A 20,311-nucleotide genomic window follows, 5' to 3' on the forward strand; every position below is an offset into this window, starting at 1 on the left:
TAACGAGTAGAGTCATGGCCCGAACGCGTACCGACCACCCGGACATTGCCGTCCTGCTTCCCTGCTATAATGAAGCTGCGACGATCGGCCCGGTGGTGCAGGGCTTCCGGGCGACACTCCCGGGTGCCGCGATCCACGTCTACGACAATAATTCCACCGACGGGACCGCTCTGCAGGCCATGCTGGCCGGCGCGCATGTCGTGCGCGAGCGGCGGCAAGGCAAGGGCCACGTCGTGCGCCGCATGTTCGCCGACATCGAGGCGGACATCTACATCATCGCGGATGGCGACGGAACCTATGCGCCCGGCGATGCCGAGGAGCTGGTGCGGACGCTTCTCACCGAACGCGCCGACATGGTCGTGGGCACCCGGCGAGGCGTGCATGCCGATGCCGGCCGTCAGGGCCATGCGCTTGGCAACCGGCTTTTCAACCTGCTCTACCGCACGATCTTCGGCCCCGACTTCACCGATATCTTTTCCGGCTACCGCGCTTTCTCGCGCCGCTTCGTCAAGAGCTTCCCGGCGGTATCAGGCGGCTTCGAGATCGAAACCGAAATGTCGGTGCATGCCTCCCGGCTGAAGCTTCCCGTCAGCGAACTGGAACTCGATTACGGCCGCCGCCCGGAAGGCTCCCACTCCAAGCTTTCGACGTTCCGTGACGGCGGCAAAATCCTCTGGATGTTCGCGATGCTGATGAAGGAGACCCGGCCCTTCGCCTTCTTTAGCGCGATCAGCGCCGCCTTCATGCTGACAAGCCTCGGCTTCATGGCGCCGGTGCTGGCGGAATATTTCGACACGGGCCTCGTCAGCCGCATGCCGACCTGGGTTCTGTCGATGGCGCTGATGATGATCTCCTTCATGCTTTTTACCGCCGGCGTCATCCTTGATTCCGTGGCTAGGGCCCGAGCCGAGCAGCTTCGCATCCATTATATGAGCCTGGAGACCCCGAGCGCCGCCAAGGCGCTGCTCACTGACGCAAAATCGGCATCGCGTAAACGTCCCGGAAAGGCGGATGCGGCATGAGAAAGCTCGTCCGCTTCGCGATCGCCGGGGGCATCGGCTTCCTTGTCGATGCCGGCATGCTGGCGGCGCTGCTCCATCTGACGCCGCTCGGGCCGTTTCTGGCGCGGTTCGTCGCCATCGCGGTGGCAATGGCGGCCACCTGGGCTTTCAACCGCAGCTTCACCTTCGATCGCTCCGGCCGTTCGCTTGCTGCCGAGGGCTTCCGTTACGGCTCGGTCGGGGTGACGGCGGCGCTTCTCAATTACGGGCTTTACTCTGCGCTGCTGCTTTCGCTGCCGACGCTCCAGCCGCTGGCGGCCATGGTGATCGCCAGCGTCGCCTCCATGGTCTTCAGCTTCCTCGGCTATTCGCGCTTCGTCTTCCGCCCGGAATGAGCGGAATAATCAGACTGCCTCCCAGCCGTCCTTCTCGCTGGCGCGGTAGATCGCATCTATCACCTTCTGGTTCAGCTTCGAGTTTTCGAGCGTGACGATCTCTTCCTTTCCGTTCTTTACCGCGCGAGCGAAGGCCTCGACCTCGCATCTGTATTGGCGGCTGTCCTGATAGCGGAAGATGCGCGATTCATTGTGGCTGCGATCGGCCAGTTCGATCTCTTCCGGCCCCCAGCGATTGGCGTTGAAGGGGGACTTGACCTCGATGTAACCTTCGGTGCCGTGGAAGACCATGACCTGGCGGTTGGCCATCTGCGTCGAGACATAGAAGCTCAGCTCGAAATCCCCGAAATCGGCCTTGACGCTCGAGTAGATGTCCGTGCCGAAGTCCGGATCGCGCTCGGTGGTCGCCTGGATCCGGAGCGGCTCCTTGCCGGTGGAAAAACGCGTGCTCATGACGGGATAGACGCCGATGTCGGGAAGACCGCCGCCGCCGAGTTCGGGAACGTTGCGCATGTTGGCGGGGTCGCGGTTGAAATAGGTGAAAGCGCCCTGCACATGGCGCAGCGAACCGATGGCACCCTCGCCGATCAGTGAACGCACCTTCTGCCAGACCGGGGCATAGGTGACCATGTAGGCTTCGGTGACCACCACGCGATTGCGGTCTCGGGCAGCGATCACGGCGTCAATATCATCGGCCTTCAGCGCCAGGGGCTTTTCGCAGAGCACATGTTTGCCGGCATCGGCTGCCTTGATCGACCATTCGATATGCTGCGAGGTCGGCAGCGGGATATAGACGGCGTCGATGACGTCGGACGCCAGCATTTCCTCATAAGAGCCGAAGGCATGCGGTACCGAGAAGCGATCCGCCATCTCCCTTGCACGCGCCAGATCGCGGCTGGCAACCGCGGTGACGACGCAATTTTCAGCGTCCTGGATGGCGGGCACGACATTGTCGCGACCGATCTTCGCCGTTGAAATGATACCGAAACGCAGCATGTGCGAGCCTCCCAAAATCGATGTTCGCGAACCATATTCAGGCCTCCGCCGCGACGCAATGGCGCGATATGAAATTGCCGAAGCCGGGTTTGCCTTGTGCCTGGATCGCGCTAGCTTAGCGGCGTTCTGCCTGTCCGCCGTTCAATACAGCCTTTGATATTTTATCCATTTGGAGAGCCTTATGGAAATGCGCCGGCTTGGAAAAACAGGTCTTTCGGTCGCACCGATCGTGATCGGCGGCAATGTCTTCGGCTGGACGGCCGACGAGAAAACTTCCTTTTCCATTCTCGACGCCTTTTTCGATGCCGGTCTCAACACGATCGATACGGCGGACGTCTATTCCGCGTGGGTTCCCGGTAACAAGGGCGGCGATTCCGAGGAGATCATCGGACGCTGGCTGAAACAGGCGCGAATCTCGCGCGACATGGCCGTCATCGTTACCAAGGTCGGCTCGGACATGGGCCTGGGAAGGACGCCGAAGGAGGGCTATATTCTGACGGCGGTCGAGGCGTCGCTGCGCCGGCTGCAGACGGACTATATCGATCTCTATCTCTCGCATTGGCCGGATGCCGATACGCCGCACGAGGAGACGCTCGGCGCCTATGCAAAGCTGAAACAGCAGGGCAAGATCCGCGCCATCGGCTGCTCGAACTACGATGCGGATCTGCTCCAGACGTCCTTCGACGCTGCCGAGAAAGCCGGCCTGCCGCGATATGACGTGCTGCAGCCGGAATATAATCTTTATCAGCGCGCGAGCTTCGAGGGGCCGCTTGCCGATCTCTGCGTCCGTCAGGATATCGGCGTTATCACCTATTTCAGCCTCGCCGCCGGCTTTCTCACCGGCAAATACCGCAGCAAGGCAGATACGCAAGGACGGGCGCGCGAAGGCCGCGTTTCGCAATATCTCGACGCAAAGGGCCTGCGCATTCTCGCCGCGCTCGACCGGGTGGCCGCCGAAACGGGCGCCAAGCCCGCGGAAATCTCGCTTGCCTGGCTGTTGCGCAAGAAGGGAGTGACGGCGCCGATTGCCAGCGCGACCAGTCTGTCGCAGCTTGAAAGCCTTGTGAAGTCGGCGACACTCTCCCTTTCCACTGAGGCAATGGCGCTGCTCGACGAAGCCGGCGCCGAAAGAAGACAGTCATGACCGCAACGATACGTGATGCCCGCCCCGAGGACCAAGCCCGCTGGCGCGAACTCTGGGCAGCCTACCTCACCTTTTATGACGTAACTGTCGATGCCGATATCACCGACCAGACGTGGCGCCGGATTTTCGATCCAGGCTCGGCGATCGGCATGCGCGTCGCCGAGATCGACGGCAGGATGGTGGGCTTTGCACTTTTCCTGACGCATGAGGGCACCTGGATCCGCGGCAGGGACTGCTATCTGGAAGACCTCTTCGTCGATCCCGATGCGCGCGGCAGGGGCGTCGGCCGGGCGCTTATGGACGATCTCGTCGCGCTCTGCAGGGCGAAGGGATGGTCGCGGCTCTATTGGCATACGAGCGAGAAGAACAAGACGGCCCGCGCGCTCTACGACAGCTATGTCGAAAGCGACGGCCACATCCGCTATCGCATCAGTTTCTGAGGGCCGGAAATCCCTTGTAGAAAGCACCGTGGTCACCTTCCCAGTTCGCCATACCTGGCTTTGTCAGAATGCCGCGCGGTCTGACATAGCTCTGGATCACCCGCCTCGGCCGTTCGTGCCACTGGATATTGAAGGCCCAGAGCTTCGGAAAGAAGCAGAGCGATGCGTAGGGCAGATGGTCGTGGATCCACCAGGCGAGCCGCTGCCAGTCGCTTTCATCGCGGTAACGGTCAATCATCCACGGCACGGCAATGCAGGCGGCGGCGCCCATGCACCCGTCGAAATCTCTGATATCCCAGATGTGATGCGCAGCGGTGGCGGCATTGGTGGAACAGTTCAGCTTGTTCTCGTTGCCAAACCGGTTGACCTCGGGCGAGCGGTAGCCGGAGCGAATGTGCAGGCGTCCGAACGTCGCTTCCAGCGGCTCCAGCAATTCCTCGCAAAGTCTTTTCCCGGCTTCGATCGCCAGTTCGGGATCCTCGGGAATATTGGGAATGCGGTAGAAATCGGCGATTTCCGAATGCAGGAAATCGCGGAAGAAGAAGTTTTGCGACAGCCGCACGCGGCCGAGATCCTCCAGACCTTTCATCGAACCCGGCTTTCGCATGCGTTTTCTTCCTCCACGTCAGCGGCGGGATGATTGCCCGGAGCGGTTTTGCAGTCCACCCGAAATCGATCGGGAACAATTAGCGCGATCTTCGCTTCTTAGTGTGTCGCCGCGTTCGCGGCCTTTCCCAAAAAAAGGATGGAGAAAATGGCCAAGGAAAAGACGTTGGAAGATCTCTTTTACGACACGCTCAAGGACATCTATTTCGCCGAGCGGCAGATATTGCGCGCTCTGCCGAAGATGGCGCGCGCCGCCCAGTCCTCCGAACTGAAGGCGGGCTTCGAAAAGCACCGCGAGGAAACCGAAGCGCAGGTCGAGCGCCTGCAGCAGGTTTTCGAAAAGTTCGGCAAGCGCGCGCAAGGCAAGACCTGCGAGGCAATCCAGGGCATCATTGCCGAGGGCGAAGAGATCATGGAGGAATTCAAGGGCACACCGGCACTGGATGCCGGGCTGATCTCCGCTGCGCAGGCAGTCGAGCACTATGAAATCGCCCGGTATGGCACGCTGAAGACCTGGGCAGCAACGCTCGGCCTGAAGGATGTCGTCGCCCTGCTCGACCAGACGCTGCAGGAGGAGACGGCCACCGACAAGAAGCTTTCCCAGCTCGCCACGACGGCGGCAAACCAGAAGGCGAAAGCTGCCTGACGGAACGACGAACCGGGCGGCCGTGCCCTTTTATCGGCCGCCCTTATCCTCGACATGTCTGAAGAAATCGATGAAGGCGCGCATCTGCCGCCGGCTCGTATGATAGACAAATGGCGGCCCCGGATAAGGCGCGCACCAATCCTCCAGCACCCGCACGAGCCTCCAGCTGTTCCGCATGAACCCGCACATCTGTAAATCGAAAGAAGCCACGGTCGGGAAGCGGCCGGGCTTGCCTTCGCAGCCCGCTAAACTATCTAACAGCATCTCGGAGAACGGGATGAAAACATGTCGGACAGGCAAGCAGTCGAACAGACGGTTCATCTCTATGTCGAAGGCATGGCCTTCGCCAATGCGGCAGCCTTGAAGAAGGCCTTCCACCCGAAAAGCTCGATCATCGGTTATTACCAAAACGCCGTCGAATGGCTGACACGGGACGAATTCATCGCCGCGATCCTGGCGGAGGAGCCCGCCCCGCCTGGCACACAGCCCTTCATGGATATTCAGAGCGTCGATGTCGAGGGCGACGCGGCGAGCGTGAAGGTCACCGACGACTTCGCCGGGATGCGCTTTACCGACTATCTCTCGCTGCTGAAGATCGAAGGCCGCTGGACGATTGTCAGCAAGCTCTACCATCTTCATACGTGAAAGGCGGACACGCGATGAAAAACCGGCCGCCTCGCGCGTCCTTTCAGGCACCCGGAGGGGAGCGGCCGGTTACTGTACGGATCAGCTTCTGAGCACGCCGCCGGTGAATTTCGTGACGCTCGCCACGACCTTCTGCGTCAGCGCCTCGAAATCCTCGTCCGTCAGAGTGCGATCGACAGGCTGGATCTGAACCTCGATTGCCACCGACTTCTTGCCCTCGCCGACCGAAGCGCCCTCGAAGATGTCGAAGACATTGACGCCAGTGATAAGCTTGCGGTCGGCGCCGGTCGCAGCCTTGACGATCGCGCCTGCTTCCACCGTCCTGTCGACGACGAAGGCGAAGTCGCGCTTGACCGCCTGGAAAGGCGAAAGATCGAGCGCCGGCTTGGTGCGGGTCGCCTTCTTCTTCGGCTCGGCCATGGCATCGAGATAGACTTCGAAGCCGCAGAGAGCGCCGGAGACATCGAGCGTTTCCAGCGTCAGCGGATGGAATTCACCGAAATAGCCGAGCACGATCTTCGGCCCCATCTTGATCGTGCCGGAGCGGCCGGGATGATACCATTCGGGGCCGCCCTGCTCGATCTGGATATTGCCCATCGGCAGGCCGCAGGCTTCGATGACGGCGAGCGCATCGGCCTTGGCGTCGAAGACGTCGACAGGCTTTCCGCCACCCTTGGCGACGTTCGACCACATGCGGCCGGCGCCGGCGAGCGATGCCGTGCCGCGGCGGATGCCGCCGGCGACGCGGCGCTGGCCTTCCGGCCTGTCGTTTTCATAGGTGCCGGAGACCTCGAAGATGGCGACGTCGGCATAACCCTTGTCCGCATTGCGCTGAGCTGCGGTCAGCAGACCCGGCAGCAGAGACGGGCGCATGTCAGACATTTCGGCAGCAATGGGATTGGCAAGCTTTAGCCCGGGCGAGCCACCGCCGAAGAGCTTCGCCTGACCTTCCGGAATGAAGGACCAGGTGACGGCTTCCAGCATGCCGCGCGCGGCAAGCGCCCGTTTGGCGACGCGGGTGCGAATCTGCAGCGTCGTCAGGATCCTGCCGTTGACGGCCGCATGGCTTTCGAGCGGCGCCGGCTTGATATTGTCGACGCCGTGGATGCGCATGATCTCCTCGACGAGATCGGCCTTGCCGTCGACATCGGGGCGCCATGAGGGAACGGCGACGGAGACGCGCTGGCCGGAACCGGTGACAGTGAAGCCGAGACGGGTCAGGATCGTGTTGCTTTCCTCATTCGAGACTTCAAGGCCGGTCAGGCGCTTGACCTCCGAATAGGGGAAATCGACAATTTCCGGTTCGTAGCCGCGATAGCCGACAACCTCGGCTCTGGCAGCGGTGCCTCCGCACAGTTCCAGCACCAGTTCCGTCGTGCGCTCGAGACCGGGAACCATATATTCCGGATCGACGCCGCGTTCGAAGCGATAGCGGGCATCGGTGATGATGCCGAGGCTGCGGCCCGATTTGGCGATGTTCATCGGATCCCACAGAGCGGATTCGATCAGGACGTCGACGGTGTTGTCGTCGCAGCCGGAATGTTCGCCGCCCATGATGCCTCCGATCGATTCGATGCCCTCTTCATCGGATATGACGACGTTGTTCGGGCCGAGCTTGTATTCGCGCTGGTCGAGCGCCAACACGGTCTCACCTTCCCTCGCGCGGCGGACGGTGAGATTGCCCTGGATCTTGGCGGCATCGAAGACATGGATCGGCCGGCCCTGATCGAAAGTCATGTAATTGGTGATATCGACCAGCGCATTGATCGGGCGCAGGCCGATGGCGGTGAGCCGCTGCTGCATCCAGCGGGGGCTCGGGCCGTTCTTGACGCCGCGCACGAGGCGCAGCGCAAAGCCGGGGCAGAGTCTGGGATCGTCGAGATCGAGCGTCAGCTTCACCGGCGTTTCGCCGTCGATGGCGAAGGACGGCGCGGACCGCGTCTTCAGCGTGCCGAGACCGGAGGCGGCGAGATCGCGGGCGATGCCGTGGACCGAAGTGCAGTCCGGCCGGTTCGGCGTCAGGTTGATCTCGATGACCGGGTCGTCGAGATGGGCGTAAGCCGCGTAACTCTGGCCGACGGGCGCATCCTCCGGCAGATCGATGATGCCGTCATGATTTTCAGAGATCTGCAGCTCCTTTTCGGAGCACATCATGCCGCGGCTTTCGACGCCGCGGATGTTGCCAACGGCAAGCGTCACCTCGATACCGGGAACGTAGGTTCCGGGAGCGGCGAAAGCGCCGACGAGGCCGGCGCGCGCATTCGGAGCGCCGCAGACGACCTGAACCGGCGCGCCGGATCCGGTATCGACCATCAGCACCTTCAGGCGATCGGCCTGCGGATGTTTTTCCGCCGAGAGGACTTTGGCGATGACGAAGGGCTTGAACGCCGCCTTGTCGTCGACATCCTCGACTTCCAGGCCGATCTCGGTGAGACGGGCGCAGATTTCATCGAGCGTGGCATCCGTTTCTAGATGCTCTTTCAGCCAAGAGAGCGTGAATTTCATCGTCCCAAATCTCCGTTCAAGCGCTCAGACCGCCGAACAGCGTCGGCATGTCGAGCGGGCGGAAGCCGTAATGCGTCATCCAGCGGACGTCGGCATTGAAGAAGTCGCGCAGGTCGGGCATGCCGTATTTCAGCATGGCGATACGATCGAGACCCATGCCCCAGGCAAAACCCTGATATTCGTCCGGATCGAGCCCGCCGTAGCGCAGCACGTTCGGGTGGACCATGCCGCAGCCGAGGATCTCCATCCAGTCCGTGCCCTCGCCGAACTTGACGATCGGGCCGGAGCGGTCGCACTGGATATCGACCTCGAAGGACGGCTCGGTGAAGGGGAAGAAGGACGGGCGAAAACGCATCGTCACGCTATCGACCTCGAAGAAGGTCTTGCAGAATTCTTCCAGCACCCAGCGAATGTTGGCGACATTGGCCTTCTTGTCGATGACCAGACCTTCGACCTGATGGAACATCGGCGAATGCGTCGCGTCAGAGTCCTGGCGGTAGGTCTTGCCCGGAATGATGATGCGGATCGGCGGCTGCTGCGCTTCCATGGTGCGCACCTGCACCGGCGAGGTATGGGTGCGCAGCACCTTGCGCTCACCGTTCTCATCCGGATTGAAGAAGAAGGTGTCGTGCATCTCGCGGGCCGGATGGCCTTCGGGGAAGTTCAGCGCGGTGAAATTGTAGTAATCGGTCTCGATATCGGGACCTTCGGCGATCGAGAAGCCCATGTCGGCGAAGATCGCGGTGATCTCGTCGACGATCTGGGTGATCGGGTGGATGCGGCCGCGTTCGGCGGGCGAAGAGCGCACAGGCAGGCTGACATCGACCGTCTCGGCCTTCAGCCGCGCATTGACCGCCGCCATCTTCAGCACCGATTTGCGCTCGGTAATGGCGTCAGTCACGTCGTTTTTCAAGGCGTTGATCGCCGCGCCCCGGGTCTGGCGTTCCTCCGGCGTCATGGCGCCGAGCGTCTTCAGCAGTTCGGAGACCGAGCCCTTCTTGCCGAGAGCGGACACGCGCACGGCTTCGAGCGCCGGCTCATCGCCAGCGGCGGAAATTTCGGCAAGCAAGGAGGATTTAAGCTGGTCGATATCTGACATTGTCTTCTTTCCGTCCAGATCAGGCGGCGTTCGAAAGGTAGGCCGGCGGCCGGCGCAAGGAGTAAAGAGAAAGAAAAACCCGCGCTAGCCCAAACCAGCGCGGGTTTCCCAAAATTCAAAAAAGCGTCAAGCTTGGGAAGCGCTGGCAGCGCATGTCCCGTGTGGGCGAAGCCCGCTCGAAAGGTACATGCGCCACTTTAAGCAGTTGAGCCAGCTTTGCGCGTTCTTACGAACGCGCGCGGCTCAACGAACCGCGCCTTCAAACTCGTTCGCCGTGCCGGTTTCCTTGAGGTACTCAAGGGCCTTCTTGGCGGCAGCAACCAGCGCGCCGAATGCTTCCGGCTCGTGGATTGCCATGTCGGAGAGAACCTTACGGTCGACCTCGATGCCAGCCTTGTTCAGGCCGTCGATGAAGCGGCCATAGGTCAGGCCGAATTCGCGGACGGCAGCGTTGATACGCTGGATCCAGAGGGCGCGGAAGTTGCGCTTGTTGACCTTGCGGTCGCGGTAGGCATACTGCTTGGCGCGATCGACGGCAGCCTTGGCGGTACGGATGGTGTTCTTGCGGCGGCCATAGAAGCCCTTCGCCTGCTTCAGAACCTTCTTGTGCTTGGCGTGGGCAGCAACGCCTCTCTTTACACGTGCCATTTCATGATCTCCTTAATCTAACGCGTTACCGGAATAGTCTCAGAGACCGTTCGGCAGATAGTTCTTCACGACCTTGCGGCCATCGGGTTCTGCGAGAACCATCGTGCCGCGCGCATCGCGAATGAACTTGTTCGTGCGCTTGATCATGCCATGGCGCTTGCCAGCGGCAGCCGCCTTGACCTTGCCGGATGCGGTGATCTTGAACCGCTTCTTGGCAGCGGACTTCGTCTTCATCTTGGGCATTTTGCTACTCCTTCTGTCCTCCCTGCGCGCTTCATCAAAAAGCCCTCCTCGCGAAGTCCGGTTCTCCGGCCGTCGCAACAAGGTGCGGGAGCGTTTGTTGTTGATCTGCGGCATCGGCGACGAACCGTTCCGCAAGCATTCGAAACTGCCACGGCATGCCCTGCCGGTCAGTTCGGACGCGCGCTTATAACCGCAGCGTCATGAAAGTGCAACGGGGCCGCGGAGGAATCTTCGCTAGCGCATCGGCCCGAAAATCGGAATTGAGTTCCGGAAAGCACGATGCGCAGGTTCGAAGTGTTGCGGCGTCCTTTGCGCGGCGCTGCAATGCATGTCGCCCGGACGTGTGCGCGTTCCGGGATAAGACATGCATAAAAGACCGAGAAGCAGGTTAGCCGAAAGCACAAAAGCCGCCCTTACGGACGGCCTTGGGCGAAAAGTGGCCGGCGCTTACTTCGGCGCCAGCACCATCATCATCTGGCGGCCTTCGAGCTTCGGCTCGGCCTCGACCTTGGCGATTTCGGTCGTATCGGCCTTCACCTGCTGCAGCAGCTTCATGCCGAGCTCCTGGTGGGCCATCTCACGGCCGCGGAACTTCAGCGTCACCTTGACCTTGTCACCCTCGTCGAAGAAACGGCCCATCGCCTTCATCTTCACCTCATAATCATGGGTGTCGATGTTCGGGCGCATCTTGATTTCTTTGACTTCGACGATCTTCTGCTTCTTGCGCGCCTCGGCAGCCTTCTTCTGGTTGGCATATTTCAGCTTACCCAGATCGAGGATCTTGCATACCGGCGGTTCGGCATTTGGGGAAATTTCGACGAGATCGAGGCCGGCGTCTTCCGCCATTCTCAAGGCCTGGTCGGTGGGCACGACGCCCATATTCTGTCCGTCAGCCGCGATCAGCTGAACTCGGGGAATGCGGATTTCACGGTTCGAGCGCGGTCCGTCCTTCACGGGCGCATCGGTCTTAAAAGGTCTGCGAATGGTCGTATTCTCCTCGCGTTGTTTCGGAACGTTGCAGCTGCGCGCTCCCGATCAGGGGGCACAAACCTATCTCGTTATCGCTGCAACGGAGTCAATATCACCCTTTAGCGGAAAAATCACCTGCTGTCAGCCTGCCAAGAATCTGTTTTATAGGCCAAAACAAAAGGAGTTTCACTGATGTCCGATCCGATGCCCGACGCCCAGCCGCAATTCATGACGGTCGGTGACGGCGAGGCGGCGCGTGAAATCGCCATGCTCGTTCGCCCCGCCCAAGCCGGCAATACCGCCCCGTCGCTCGTTTGGCTATCCGGCTACCGTTCCGACATGAGCGGTACCAAGGCCCTGGAGCTCGACGGGCTGGCGGGCGAACTTGGTGTCGCCTGCATCCGCCTCGACTATTCAGGCCACGGGCTTTCCGGTGGCAGCTTCCGCGACGGCACGATCTCTCGCTGGCTGGAGGAAGCCCTTGCCGTCATCCGCCACCTCGCGCCCGACCGGATCATTCTCGTCGGCTCCTCGATGGGAGGCTGGATCGCGCTCCGGCTGGCGCAGGAACTCGCCCGACAGGGCGGTCCAAAGCTCGCCGGCATGGTGCTGATTGCGCCAGCGCCCGATTTCACCTCCGAGCTGATCGAGCCCAATCTGACGGCCAAGGAGCGCAAGTCGCTGGCGGAGCGCGGCTATTTCGAAGAGCGCTCGCAATACAGTCCGGAACCGAACATCTATACGCGGGCACTGATCGAGGACGGACGCAAAAACCGGGTGCTCGATGGCATGATCGAGACGGGCTGCCCCGTGCATATTCTCCAGGGCATGAAAGATCCCGACGTGCCGCATGCGCACGCGATGAAGCTTCTGGAGCACCTTCCCGCCGATGACGTGGTGCTGACCTTCGTCCGCGACGGCGACCACCGCCTTTCCCGCCCCGGCGACATCGCCCTTCTCCTCAGCGCCGTCAAAGGCATCATTCGTTCATCAACAAATGTGCAGATGCCCATTTGAACAGCACCGACCGAGAAATTCCCCTAACGCAAGCCGCCAACCCGTTGCATTTTAACCATGTTGGCGCGTCGAAAAGCGCTCCCAAGAAGTAACGATTGACTCTTCTCGGCCCTCTCCATTAACAGTTTGTTAATAATTAGGGGCGATCGAGGAAAGAGCGGGCGTGCGATTCAAAGGTATCTTTGTGGCCATGATGGCCGTGTTTGCGATGGCGACTGCCGCCATCCCAGCTCCAAGCAGAAATGCTTCCATGGTAACAGGCAACGCCACCTCACAACCGATCGGCCATTACGATTTCTGTCAGATCCACAGCAGTGAATGCGGCGCAAACCGCAATGCAGGCCCGGTCGAGATGACGCCTGCGAAGTGGTCGCTCGTCCGTTCGGTCAACGCCACGCTTAACGGCACCATTAAGCCGATGACCGACAAGGAAATCTACGGCAAGGACGAGGTCTGGGCCTACCCGACCACTGCCGGCGACTGCGAGGATTTCGCGCTGCTGAAGCGCCGCATCCTAATTCAGCGCGGCTTTCCGGCCGCCGACCTGCTGATGACCGTCGTGCGGAAACCTGACGGTGAAGGCCATGCCGTCTTAACGCTGCGCACCGCCGAGGGTGACTTCGTGCTCGACAATCTTGCTGCCGACGTGAAACCCTGGTTTGCGACGCCCTATACATTCGTCAAGCGCCAGTCGAGCTACAATGCCGGCCGCTGGGTCACCATCGAGAACGGCCGCGACCTTCTGGTCGGCGCTCTTCGCTAAGGAATTCTCAAAAGGGGATGCGGGGGAAAAGGCCGGCGGAAGCCGGCCTTTTGCTTTTGGGTGATGGTTCTCTCTTTCCGATGCGGGAGCGGGCTATCGCTAGCTGCCCTTCGCTTGCTCGCTAGCGAAGGGCAAGGCCTGCTTGATGCCTAGTATGCCACCGTCTCCCGGCCCTGCGCATGGCTCCGGGCGTTCGCTGCTGCAATCGATTCACTGGATCGATTGCTCGGGCTGCGCCCGACCGCAGCTCACCCATTCCCGATCAGAATACCGGCGGCGAGCACCAGGCTGCCGCCGAGCACCACCTGGAAGGCGGCGCGTAGGAAAGGGGTTTCCATGTAGCGGTTCTGGATGAAAGCAATTGCCCAGAGTTCAAAGAAGACAATGATCGCAGCGGTGATCGTTGCCGTCCAGAAATGCGGGATCAGATAAGGCAGCGCATGGCCGAGGCCGCCGAGCGCGGTCATGATGCCGCAGGCAAGGCCGCGCTTGACCGGCGAGCCCCTGCCGGAAATCTTGCCGTCGTCATGGGCGGCTTCGGTGAAGCCCATCGAGATGCCGGCGCCGACGGAGGCGGAAAGACCGACGAGGAAGGTCTGCCAGGTATCCTGCGTGGCGAAGGCGGCGGCGAAAATCGGCGCCAGCGTCGAGACCGAGCCGTCCATCAGCCCGGCAAGGCCGGGCTGCACATAGGTCAGCACGAATTGCCGGTGCGCCGTCTCGTCCTCATTGCGCCTGACATCCTCAGGCGTATGCTTGTCGCCCAACATGCGGGCAATATCCTCATGCCCCTGTTCGGCGAGCGCGAGGTCGCCGAGGAGCTCACGCGTCGAGGCGTCGGCGGTGCGCTTAGCCGCCGCGACATAAAACCGATAGGCTTGGTCCTCCATCGCCTCGGTCTCCTGCCGCATCGCATCGAGCGACAAATTGGCTCTCAGCCAGTCCGGCTTGCGCTCGTAAAAACCCTGCACGTGCTCGCGCCGGATCAGTGGGATGCGCTCGCCGAAACGCTGGCGATGGATTTCGATCAGCGATTTGCGGTGCGTGTCCTCGACCTCCGCCATATCTTCAAAGACCTTGGCCGAGGCCGGAAATTCAGGGCGCAGTCTGTCGGCATAGGCGAGATAAATGCGGGCATCGTCTTCCTCGGAGGCAATCGCAAGGGCAAGAATCTCCTGCTCGGAGAGAGAGTCAAAAGACCGTTTCGGCGACCTGAAAAACCGCGCCAGCATAAAACATCCCCTATAACTTAGAATTATTCTAAATCTAAAGAAGGAGGCGATGGCGGTCAAGTGGCCGGGCGGACCGGCTGACAGATTGCCGCAAGCGGCACAAGCGGCTTTGGTTCGCAGCCGTAAAGACCTATATGAGGGCTGCCGCATCAGGCGGCGCCGGGATTTATGATGAACAATGACATTCAGGGCCGCCCCGCAAATATCGCGGCCATCCGCGAAAGGGCGGAGGCCGAAATGCGAGCGATGGGCGTCGACGAGGCCTTCATCGGCAGGCTGGTCGAGACTTTCTACGGACGCGTGCTGACGCATCCCGATCTCGGCCCCGTATTCGATGCCAGGCTCTCCGGCCGATGGCCGGAGCATATGGTGAAGATGAAGAGCTTCTGGTCGGCCGTTGCGTTTCGCAGCGGCGCCTATGGCGGCAAGCCGGTGCAGGCGCATACGGGCGTTCAGAACCTGACGCCAGACCTCTTTCCGAAGTGGCTGACGCTGTTTGCCGCAACGCTTGACGATGTCGCCCCCTCACCGGAAGCTAAGGACTGGTTCATGACGACCGCAGAACGGATCGCCAAGAGCCTGACGCTGTCGCTGTTCTACAATCCCGCTCTCGACGATCCCGCGAAAAAAGCGGGCTGATCACTGCCTTGCGGAAAAGGTCGCGCCGGCGCTTGCCGCGACCACCAGGGCAGTTCCGGCCATCTGCAGCAGTGTCATCGGCTGTGCGAGAACGATGAAGCCTGCGAGTGCCGCGATGGCCGGCTCGAGGCTCATGAGAATGCCGAAGGAGGCTGTCGGCATGCGCCTCAGGGCAACCAGCTCCAGCGTGTAGGGCAGCAGCGGCACAAGAATGGCAAGGCCAACCATTTCAACCAGGCCGTAAGCATCAAGGTTCGGTACGGCGCGGGCAAAGCCGAAGGGTGTCGCGACAAGAGCGGCAGCCAGCAGCGATACGGAAAGCCCTTCCAACCCCTTGAAGCTCGCACCGATCTTTTTTGTCAGGACAATATAGATCGCCCAGCCAGTTCCCGCGCCAAGTGCAAAGAAAATACCCTCGATATCGCCGACCCAGCCTTCACCGTCATGAGCAAGCGCGAGAACACCAAGCGCAGCAATGAGCGGCCAGAGGAGACGCCGGCTGAGGCCATAGCCGATGGTCGCAACGGAGAGCGGACCGAGAAAATCGATCGCCACGGCAAGGCCGAGCGGAATGCGCTCGATCGCCGCGAAGAAGCTCATAGTCATCAGTGCTGTCGTCGCGCCGAGAACCAGTGCGCTCGTCCATTGCGCCCTGTTGTAGCTGACGACGCGCGGCCGCACGACAAGGGCGAGAATGATGGCCGCGAAGGCGAGGCGCAGCCAGCTTGCTCCAGCCGGTCCGTAGCTCGCGATGGCCTCAGAAGAAAGAGCTGCACCGAACTGGATCGAAGACATGGAGAGGAGGCACATCAGCGCGCCAGCCGCCAGGCCGGAGGACGTGGCAGGCGTTTCCAATGCCAGTACGCCGGCGCCGTCGTTCGTCCCGTCTTTCATCTCAGTCTCCGATTGCGCCCTATTCCTACGGAGGCCACCTGTGCTGGACAAATTCAATCTACTGATCCAGCCAGCAATAGGCCTGATGCATTTCAGAGGCGGCCGGCGAGGATCACCTCTTCGGCATCTTCGAAGCTCATGTCGAAGACCTTCCTGCCGATCTCGAAGCTGAAGCCATTGCGGGCGAAGGCGGAGAGTTCCTTTGCCTTCCGCTTGTCGTCGAGTTCGACGCGACGGAAAGGACCGAAGGCGCGTTTGCGGGCAAAGATCGTCGCGGCATAGAGGTCATCCGCTTCTTCGAGCGCGGCCTCGACCCTGTCGCTGGAGACGCCCTTGGCCGCAAGTTTCTGGGCGATGACGCGCTTCGATCTGCCGCCGCGCACGGCGGAGCGCGTGTTGATCTCCGCATATGCGCCGTCGTCGAGCGCCTTGTTGTCATAGGCGAATTTGACGGCAAAATCGGCAAGGGCCTTGAGTTGCGCCGCGCTGATATGCTCGAACTTCTCCTTCGCCTTGCGGGAGATGGCGTCAAACAGCTGCTTTTCCGTCATCATCCGCCGCTCCAGCCGATAGATGGCGGAGTTGCGCGCCCAGCTCAGCATGCGTGCTGTCGGTATATCGGATGAAACAGTGTCGTCGGTCATTCAAGCGATCAGGCTTCCAGACCCGTGAGGACATTTTGCGACGTTGAGGCCGATTTCCGGCACGCCGTAACCGCCCTCCATGCAGGTGACGACGGGCAGGCCGGCAGAAGAGATCATCTCTCCCATGCGAATGAAATCCTCGGATTTCAGCTGGAAGAAGGAGATCGGGTCGCGCTCGAAGGTATCGACGCCGAGGGCCACGACAATCGCCTCGGCGCCGAAAGCCTTGATGCGGGCGAGCGCATCGGCAAGGGCAGAAGACCAGACCGGCCAGGGTGTGTGGGGCGGCATCGGATAGTTGCGGTTGGTACCGGTGCCCTGCCCTTCGCCCTCTTCGTCGGCATGGCCGAGGAAATAGGGAAAGGCAAACATGGGATCGCCATGCAGCGACGCGGTGAAGACATCGCCTCTGTGATAGAAGAGATCCTGCGTGCCGTTGCCGTGATGGAAATCGACATCGAGCACGGCGACCTTCTTTGCACCGTGATTAATGAGCCGCTGGGCGGCGACGCCAGCATTGTTGATGAAACAATAGCCGCCAAAGAGATCGATGCCGGCATGATGGCCGGGCGGACGGCAAAGCGCAAAGGCGAAACGGTTGCCGGCATTCAGCCAATCTGCACCTGTGATGGCGCAACGCATGGAGGCTATCGCCGCTTCGTAAGAGCCTTTGGTGATGGAGGTGTCGGCGGCATTGGCGTAATGGCCGATTGCGCCGACGATATTATCTGGCACGCGCTGGCTGGTGCGGCGGACCGGGAAGGAATTGGCGATCGCCTCACCCTCGAAGCCGGCCGCCACCCAGCGGTCCCAGACGGTCGCGAGAAAATCGAGATAGGCGGGATCATGCACTTTTTCGGCCGTTTCCAGTCCGTGAGGATCCGGCGCCACGACATCGGCAAAGCCCGCCTCCCTGACCGCCGCCAGGATCCATTCAGCGCGGAACGGCGCCTCGAAGGGCGTCACCAGCTGGCCGGCATGAAGCTCTGTTCTGGCGTCGCGCAGCTTGTGGTCTTCGGAATAGATGACGCGCATTTCAGATCCTGTCCTTGAACGAAAACCGATTGCCGAGATCGACACTTACATGGAGCGGGGCCAACAAAAAAGCGGCATGGCGCTCTTGATTGCCCAAGCAAACGAAGTCACCTTCGCCGGTTCCGGAGCGAGGATTCTGCCGCATGAAAGTGTTGATGGTCGATGTCGATGGCGTGCTCATTCATGGGCGTCCAGCCGACGGCCTCCCTCTCTTCACATTTCTGGAGCGCGATCTGGGACTCAGTCTCGAGCTGCTGCAGCGGGAATTCTTCCAGACCCACTGGGGCGAAATCATCGTCGGCCGCGAGGCGCTGGAACCGAGGCTCGCCCAAGTGCTGGCAAAAATCGCGCCTCACCTCAGCGCTGCGACGCTGATCGATTACTGGTTTGAAAACGATTCCCGCGTCGACCGCAATCTCCTGGAAGAGCTGGTCGCGCTTCGGCATAGCGGTATCACGCTCTTTCTGGCAACCAACCAGGAGCATAGGCGGGCGCGTTACCTGATGGAACAGGCCGGCCTTGGTGCACATTTCGACGATATCCTCTATTCCGCAGATCTCGGGCACAGGAAACCTTCGCCAGACTTCTTCAGGCTTGCAACCGAGCGCGCCGCCGTGCTGCCCGGTGAGATCGCCTTCATCGACGACATGGCGGAAAATATCGAGGCGGCGCGGCAGTTCGGTTGGCACGCGGCGCAGTGGACGGCGGGCGCCACACTTGCGGGTGCGTTGCCGGCATTCGGCCAGCTGGTTCGATCCGATCTGGCGCAATCAAGCGAGCCGCTTGTAAAATAGGGTGGTGTCGCAGAATCCGCCTTGCGGCCACAGCGCATAATCGGGAATGACGCCGACGCGCTGCCAGCCCAGGCGGGGATAGATCGCCTCGGCATCGCTGCCGGTTGCCGTGTCGAGCACCAGCAGGGTTTTGCCGCGAGCGGCCGCCTCGCGTTCAGCAGCTTCCATCAACAGACGCGCAAGGCCCTTGCCGCGGGCGGAGCGATGCACCAAGAGCTTCTTCAGATCGCCGCGATGCGGCTGGTTCGGCATCTGCGCGGCTCCTACCTGCACAGTGCCGACGATCCGGCCATCGAGTTCGGCGACCAGCAACAGGCTGCCCCCGCCGGCGACCGCATCAGCAACGTCTGACCAATAGAACTCGGCATCTTCGGGCCCGTAGGGATGCATGAAGCCGACGGAGGCGCCGCCCGCGACACAATCTGCGAGCACGTCCGAAAGATCAGAAATGGCGGCGCGAGCTTCCTCGGCCGAAAGGATACGAATGTCACGCACGATTTTCTCCCAAAATGAATGTCGTTATCGGCTGCCGCGATCGAGCACGACGCAATAGCGCGCCGGCGCGTTGCCGGGATTGTGGAAAACGTGGCCTTCGCCGACGGGCATGAAGAGGCAATCGCCGGGGCGCAGCCGGTAGACCGCCTCTCCAGTCATCATCTCCATCTCGCCATCGAACAGCCAAACATGCTGCGTCATGCCATGAGATGCGGCGTGCGGGGGAAAGCTGACGCGAGCGCCCGGAGGAAATTCGACTTCGACGATATCTACTGCTGAGGCGGTGCCGGGCGCCGAGACCGAGCGCCTGAGGTAACCGGTTTCCGGATCGCGCCAGACCTGCTGCTCCTGACGGCGCGCGAGCGGGGAAACCTGGTGCCCATCCTCGGCGAAGAAAGCTGATAGCGACCGGCCCAGCGCGGCGCAGATCCTTGCCAGCAATGACGCAGTGGGGCTCGCCTCCGCCCGCTCGATGCGCGAGATCATTGCGCGACTGACGCCGGACGCCTCTGCAAGTTCATCCAGCGTCAGGCCCTTTTCCTGCCGCAGCTTGCGGATGCGGATGCCGATTGCCTGTTCGAGGTTTTCTTCCATTGTCGACCCATGTTTCCACTATAAGAGAAATACAGTATCCAATGATAGAATCAACCCTCGAGCCGATCGCGGATCCCGGCTTGCCTTCAATGCGCCGCCGCCGCTATATGACAGCGGCGTTCGAGACGGGAGGACACCATGGACGGCAGCATGCAGCATACGGATACGACAGGAAGCTTCACTGCCGCCGCCTGGAGCCGTATCAAGCCGATCATGGCCGAGATCGAGCGGCTGCCGTTGCTGGAACGGCTTTCGGACGGCACGCTGCCGCCAGAGATTTTCCGCCACTATATCCTGCAGGACGCAATCTATCTGAAGCATTACGCCCGGTGCCTGGCCATCGTCGCGGCAAAGGCGCCAGACAACGCGCAGGTCCTGCGTTTCCTCGGTTCGGCGCAGAAGGCCATTACCGTAGAACAGGGTCTGCATGCCGGCTTCCTCTCGCAGTTCGGCATTTCGAGCGCGGATGTGACGGCCGCCGAGCCCTCGCCTTCCTGCTTCGCCTATACGAATTTCCTCCTGGCGACCGCTTATCACAGCTCCTATGCCATTGCGCTTTCGGCCATCCTGCCGTGCTTCTGGATCTACATGCATGTCGGCGAAGGCATCAAAGGCAGGCCGGCGATCGAAGGCAATGTTTTTCAGGCCTGGATCAACACCTATGGCGATCCGCAGTTTGCCGCCGGCGCCCGCGAGGTGATCGCGCTGACCGATATCGCCGCCCGCGCCGCATCGGAGACGGAGCGCGCCGAGATGATGGACGTTTTCGTGCGCGCCTCGCAATATGAATTGATGTTCTGGGATTCGGCCTGGCGGCTGGAAACGTGGCCGGTCTGACGCACCTTGGGCAGAGCGGCAAAATAGCGT

Annotated in this window: 23 protein-coding genes and 1 pseudogene; 11 read left to right on the top strand and 13 right to left on the bottom strand. The window is 61.2% G+C overall.

Annotation, left to right across the window (positions count from 1 at the left end; translation table 11 throughout):
• Positions 1–14: 14 nt before the first annotated feature.
• Together FFR93_RS19025 and FFR93_RS19030 are read left to right on the top strand one after the other, a co-directional pair.
• The gene (locus FFR93_RS19025; protein ID WP_138394355.1) at positions 15–1,022 is read left to right on the top strand and encodes a glycosyltransferase; all 1,008 of its coding nucleotides are present in this window, start codon (positions 15–17) and stop codon (positions 1,020–1,022) included.
• Positions 1,019–1,396, top strand: coding sequence for a GtrA family protein (locus FFR93_RS19030; RefSeq protein WP_138394356.1), 378 nt, complete (start codon positions 1,019–1,021; stop codon positions 1,394–1,396). Before FFR93_RS19025 ends, FFR93_RS19030 begins: the two co-directional genes overlap by 4 nt.
• A 9-nt stretch (positions 1,397–1,405) precedes the next feature.
• Here the strand turns inward: FFR93_RS19030 and FFR93_RS19035 are convergent, their stop codons facing one another.
• Entirely contained in the window at positions 1,406–2,392 is a 987-nt protein-coding gene (locus FFR93_RS19035) for a Gfo/Idh/MocA family oxidoreductase (RefSeq protein ID WP_138394357.1), read from the bottom strand.
• A 181-nt stretch (positions 2,393–2,573) separates the two neighbouring features.
• Here FFR93_RS19035 and FFR93_RS19040 point away from each other — a divergent pair, with 181 nt between their 5' ends.
• Both FFR93_RS19040 and FFR93_RS19045 read left to right on the top strand, forming a co-directional pair.
• A complete protein-coding gene (locus FFR93_RS19040; RefSeq protein ID WP_138394358.1) occupies positions 2,574–3,536 on the top strand; it encodes an aldo/keto reductase in 963 nt (320 codons plus the stop codon).
• A complete protein-coding gene (locus FFR93_RS19045) occupies positions 3,533–3,976 on the top strand; it encodes a GNAT family N-acetyltransferase (RefSeq protein ID WP_138394359.1) in 444 nt (147 codons plus the stop codon). Before FFR93_RS19040 ends, FFR93_RS19045 begins: the two co-directional genes overlap by 4 nt.
• Here the strand turns inward: FFR93_RS19045 and FFR93_RS19050 are convergent.
• Positions 3,966–4,583, bottom strand: coding sequence for a hypothetical protein (locus FFR93_RS19050; protein WP_138394360.1), 618 nt, complete (start codon positions 4,581–4,583; stop codon positions 3,966–3,968). The two genes, FFR93_RS19045 and FFR93_RS19050, sit on opposite strands and share 11 nt — an antisense overlap.
• A gap of 147 nt (positions 4,584–4,730) precedes the next feature.
• Between FFR93_RS19050 and FFR93_RS19055 the strand changes: the two genes are divergently transcribed.
• Together FFR93_RS19055 and FFR93_RS19065 are read left to right on the top strand one after the other, a co-directional pair.
• The gene (locus FFR93_RS19055) at positions 4,731–5,228 is read left to right on the top strand and encodes a ferritin-like domain-containing protein (RefSeq protein WP_138394361.1); all 498 of its coding nucleotides are present in this window, start codon (positions 4,731–4,733) and stop codon (positions 5,226–5,228) included.
• 285 nt (positions 5,229–5,513) lie between these two features.
• Positions 5,514–5,873, top strand: coding sequence for a nuclear transport factor 2 family protein (locus FFR93_RS19065; RefSeq protein ID WP_064707669.1), 360 nt, complete (start codon positions 5,514–5,516; stop codon positions 5,871–5,873).
• Between the two features lie 81 nt (positions 5,874–5,954).
• On the opposite strand, the gene pheT is transcribed toward FFR93_RS19065, so the two are convergent.
• The 5 genes from pheT to infC form a co-directional block, all read right to left on the bottom strand.
• Entirely contained in the window at positions 5,955–8,378 is a 2,424-nt protein-coding gene (pheT, locus tag FFR93_RS19070; protein ID WP_138394363.1) for a phenylalanine--tRNA ligase subunit beta, read from the bottom strand.
• Positions 8,379–8,394: 16 nt separating this feature from the next.
• Positions 8,395–9,477, bottom strand: coding sequence for a phenylalanine--tRNA ligase subunit alpha (gene pheS, locus FFR93_RS19075; protein WP_138394364.1), 1,083 nt, complete (start codon positions 9,475–9,477; stop codon positions 8,395–8,397).
• A gap of 243 nt (positions 9,478–9,720) precedes the next feature.
• Positions 9,721–10,125 (bottom strand): 50S ribosomal protein L20, encoded by a 405-nt coding sequence (gene rplT, locus FFR93_RS19080; RefSeq protein WP_064693455.1) that lies wholly within the window; start codon positions 10,123–10,125, stop codon positions 9,721–9,723.
• Between the two features lie 39 nt (positions 10,126–10,164).
• Positions 10,165–10,368 (bottom strand): 50S ribosomal protein L35, encoded by a 204-nt coding sequence (gene rpmI, locus FFR93_RS19085; protein ID WP_011423646.1) that lies wholly within the window; start codon positions 10,366–10,368, stop codon positions 10,165–10,167.
• A gap of 447 nt (positions 10,369–10,815) precedes the next feature.
• Positions 10,816–11,352: a translation initiation factor IF-3 gene (gene infC / locus FFR93_RS19095; protein ID WP_082928060.1), complete on the bottom strand. Its 537-nt coding sequence runs from the start codon at positions 11,350–11,352 to the stop codon at positions 10,816–10,818.
• Between the two features lie 177 nt (positions 11,353–11,529).
• On the opposite strand from infC, the gene FFR93_RS19100 reads away from it, so the two are divergent.
• Together FFR93_RS19100 and FFR93_RS19105 are read left to right on the top strand one after the other, a co-directional pair.
• Positions 11,530–12,354, top strand: a complete 825-nt coding sequence (locus FFR93_RS19100; protein ID WP_138394366.1) for an alpha/beta hydrolase — start codon at positions 11,530–11,532, stop codon at positions 12,352–12,354.
• 163 nt (positions 12,355–12,517) lie between these two features.
• Positions 12,518–13,117 (top strand): transglutaminase-like cysteine peptidase, encoded by a 600-nt coding sequence (locus tag FFR93_RS19105; protein WP_064707664.1) that lies wholly within the window; start codon positions 12,518–12,520, stop codon positions 13,115–13,117.
• Positions 13,118–13,365: 248 nt separating this feature from the next.
• Here the strand turns inward: FFR93_RS19105 and mbfA are convergent, their stop codons facing one another.
• Positions 13,366–14,349, bottom strand: coding sequence for an iron exporter MbfA (mbfA, locus tag FFR93_RS19110; RefSeq protein ID WP_064707663.1), 984 nt, complete (start codon positions 14,347–14,349; stop codon positions 13,366–13,368).
• A gap of 171 nt (positions 14,350–14,520) precedes the next feature.
• Between mbfA and FFR93_RS19115 the strand changes: the two genes are divergently transcribed.
• Positions 14,521–14,988, top strand: coding sequence for a truncated hemoglobin (locus FFR93_RS19115; RefSeq protein WP_138394367.1), 468 nt, complete (start codon positions 14,521–14,523; stop codon positions 14,986–14,988).
• On the opposite strand, the gene FFR93_RS19120 is transcribed toward FFR93_RS19115, so the two are convergent.
• The 3 genes and pseudogenes from FFR93_RS19120 to FFR93_RS19130 form a co-directional block, all read right to left on the bottom strand.
• Complete coding sequence (locus tag FFR93_RS19120; RefSeq protein WP_138394368.1) at positions 14,989–15,882, bottom strand: EamA family transporter; 894 nt, start codon at positions 15,880–15,882, stop codon at positions 14,989–14,991. It lies immediately after the preceding gene.
• A 92-nt stretch (positions 15,883–15,974) separates the two neighbouring features.
• Positions 15,975–16,526, bottom strand: coding sequence for a recombination regulator RecX (recX, locus tag FFR93_RS19125; RefSeq protein WP_064707661.1), 552 nt, complete (start codon positions 16,524–16,526; stop codon positions 15,975–15,977).
• Positions 16,527–16,534: 8 nt separating this feature from the next.
• Positions 16,535–17,561 (bottom strand): annotated as a pseudogene (locus FFR93_RS19130) (histone deacetylase family protein).
• Positions 17,562–17,704: 143 nt separating this feature from the next.
• Here FFR93_RS19130 and FFR93_RS19135 point away from each other — a divergent pair.
• The gene (locus tag FFR93_RS19135; RefSeq protein WP_138394370.1) at positions 17,705–18,355 is read left to right on the top strand and encodes an HAD family phosphatase; all 651 of its coding nucleotides are present in this window, start codon (positions 17,705–17,707) and stop codon (positions 18,353–18,355) included.
• Here the strand turns inward: FFR93_RS19135 and FFR93_RS19140 are convergent.
• A complete protein-coding gene (locus FFR93_RS19140; RefSeq protein WP_138394371.1) occupies positions 18,332–18,850 on the bottom strand; it encodes a GNAT family N-acetyltransferase in 519 nt (172 codons plus the stop codon). The two genes, FFR93_RS19135 and FFR93_RS19140, sit on opposite strands and share 24 nt — an antisense overlap.
• A 24-nt stretch (positions 18,851–18,874) precedes the next feature.
• Positions 18,875–19,444, bottom strand: coding sequence for an XRE family transcriptional regulator (locus FFR93_RS19145; RefSeq protein WP_138394372.1), 570 nt, complete (start codon positions 19,442–19,444; stop codon positions 18,875–18,877).
• 138 nt (positions 19,445–19,582) lie between these two features.
• On the opposite strand from FFR93_RS19145, the gene tenA reads away from it, so the two are divergent.
• Positions 19,583–20,281, top strand: coding sequence for a thiaminase II (gene tenA, locus FFR93_RS19150; RefSeq protein WP_138394373.1), 699 nt, complete (start codon positions 19,583–19,585; stop codon positions 20,279–20,281).
• The last annotated feature ends 30 nt before the right edge of the window (positions 20,282–20,311 follow it).

Source organism: Rhizobium sp. MHM7A, from assembly GCF_005862215.1.
Taxonomy (GTDB): Bacteria; Pseudomonadota; Alphaproteobacteria; order Rhizobiales; family Rhizobiaceae; genus Rhizobium; species Rhizobium bangladeshense.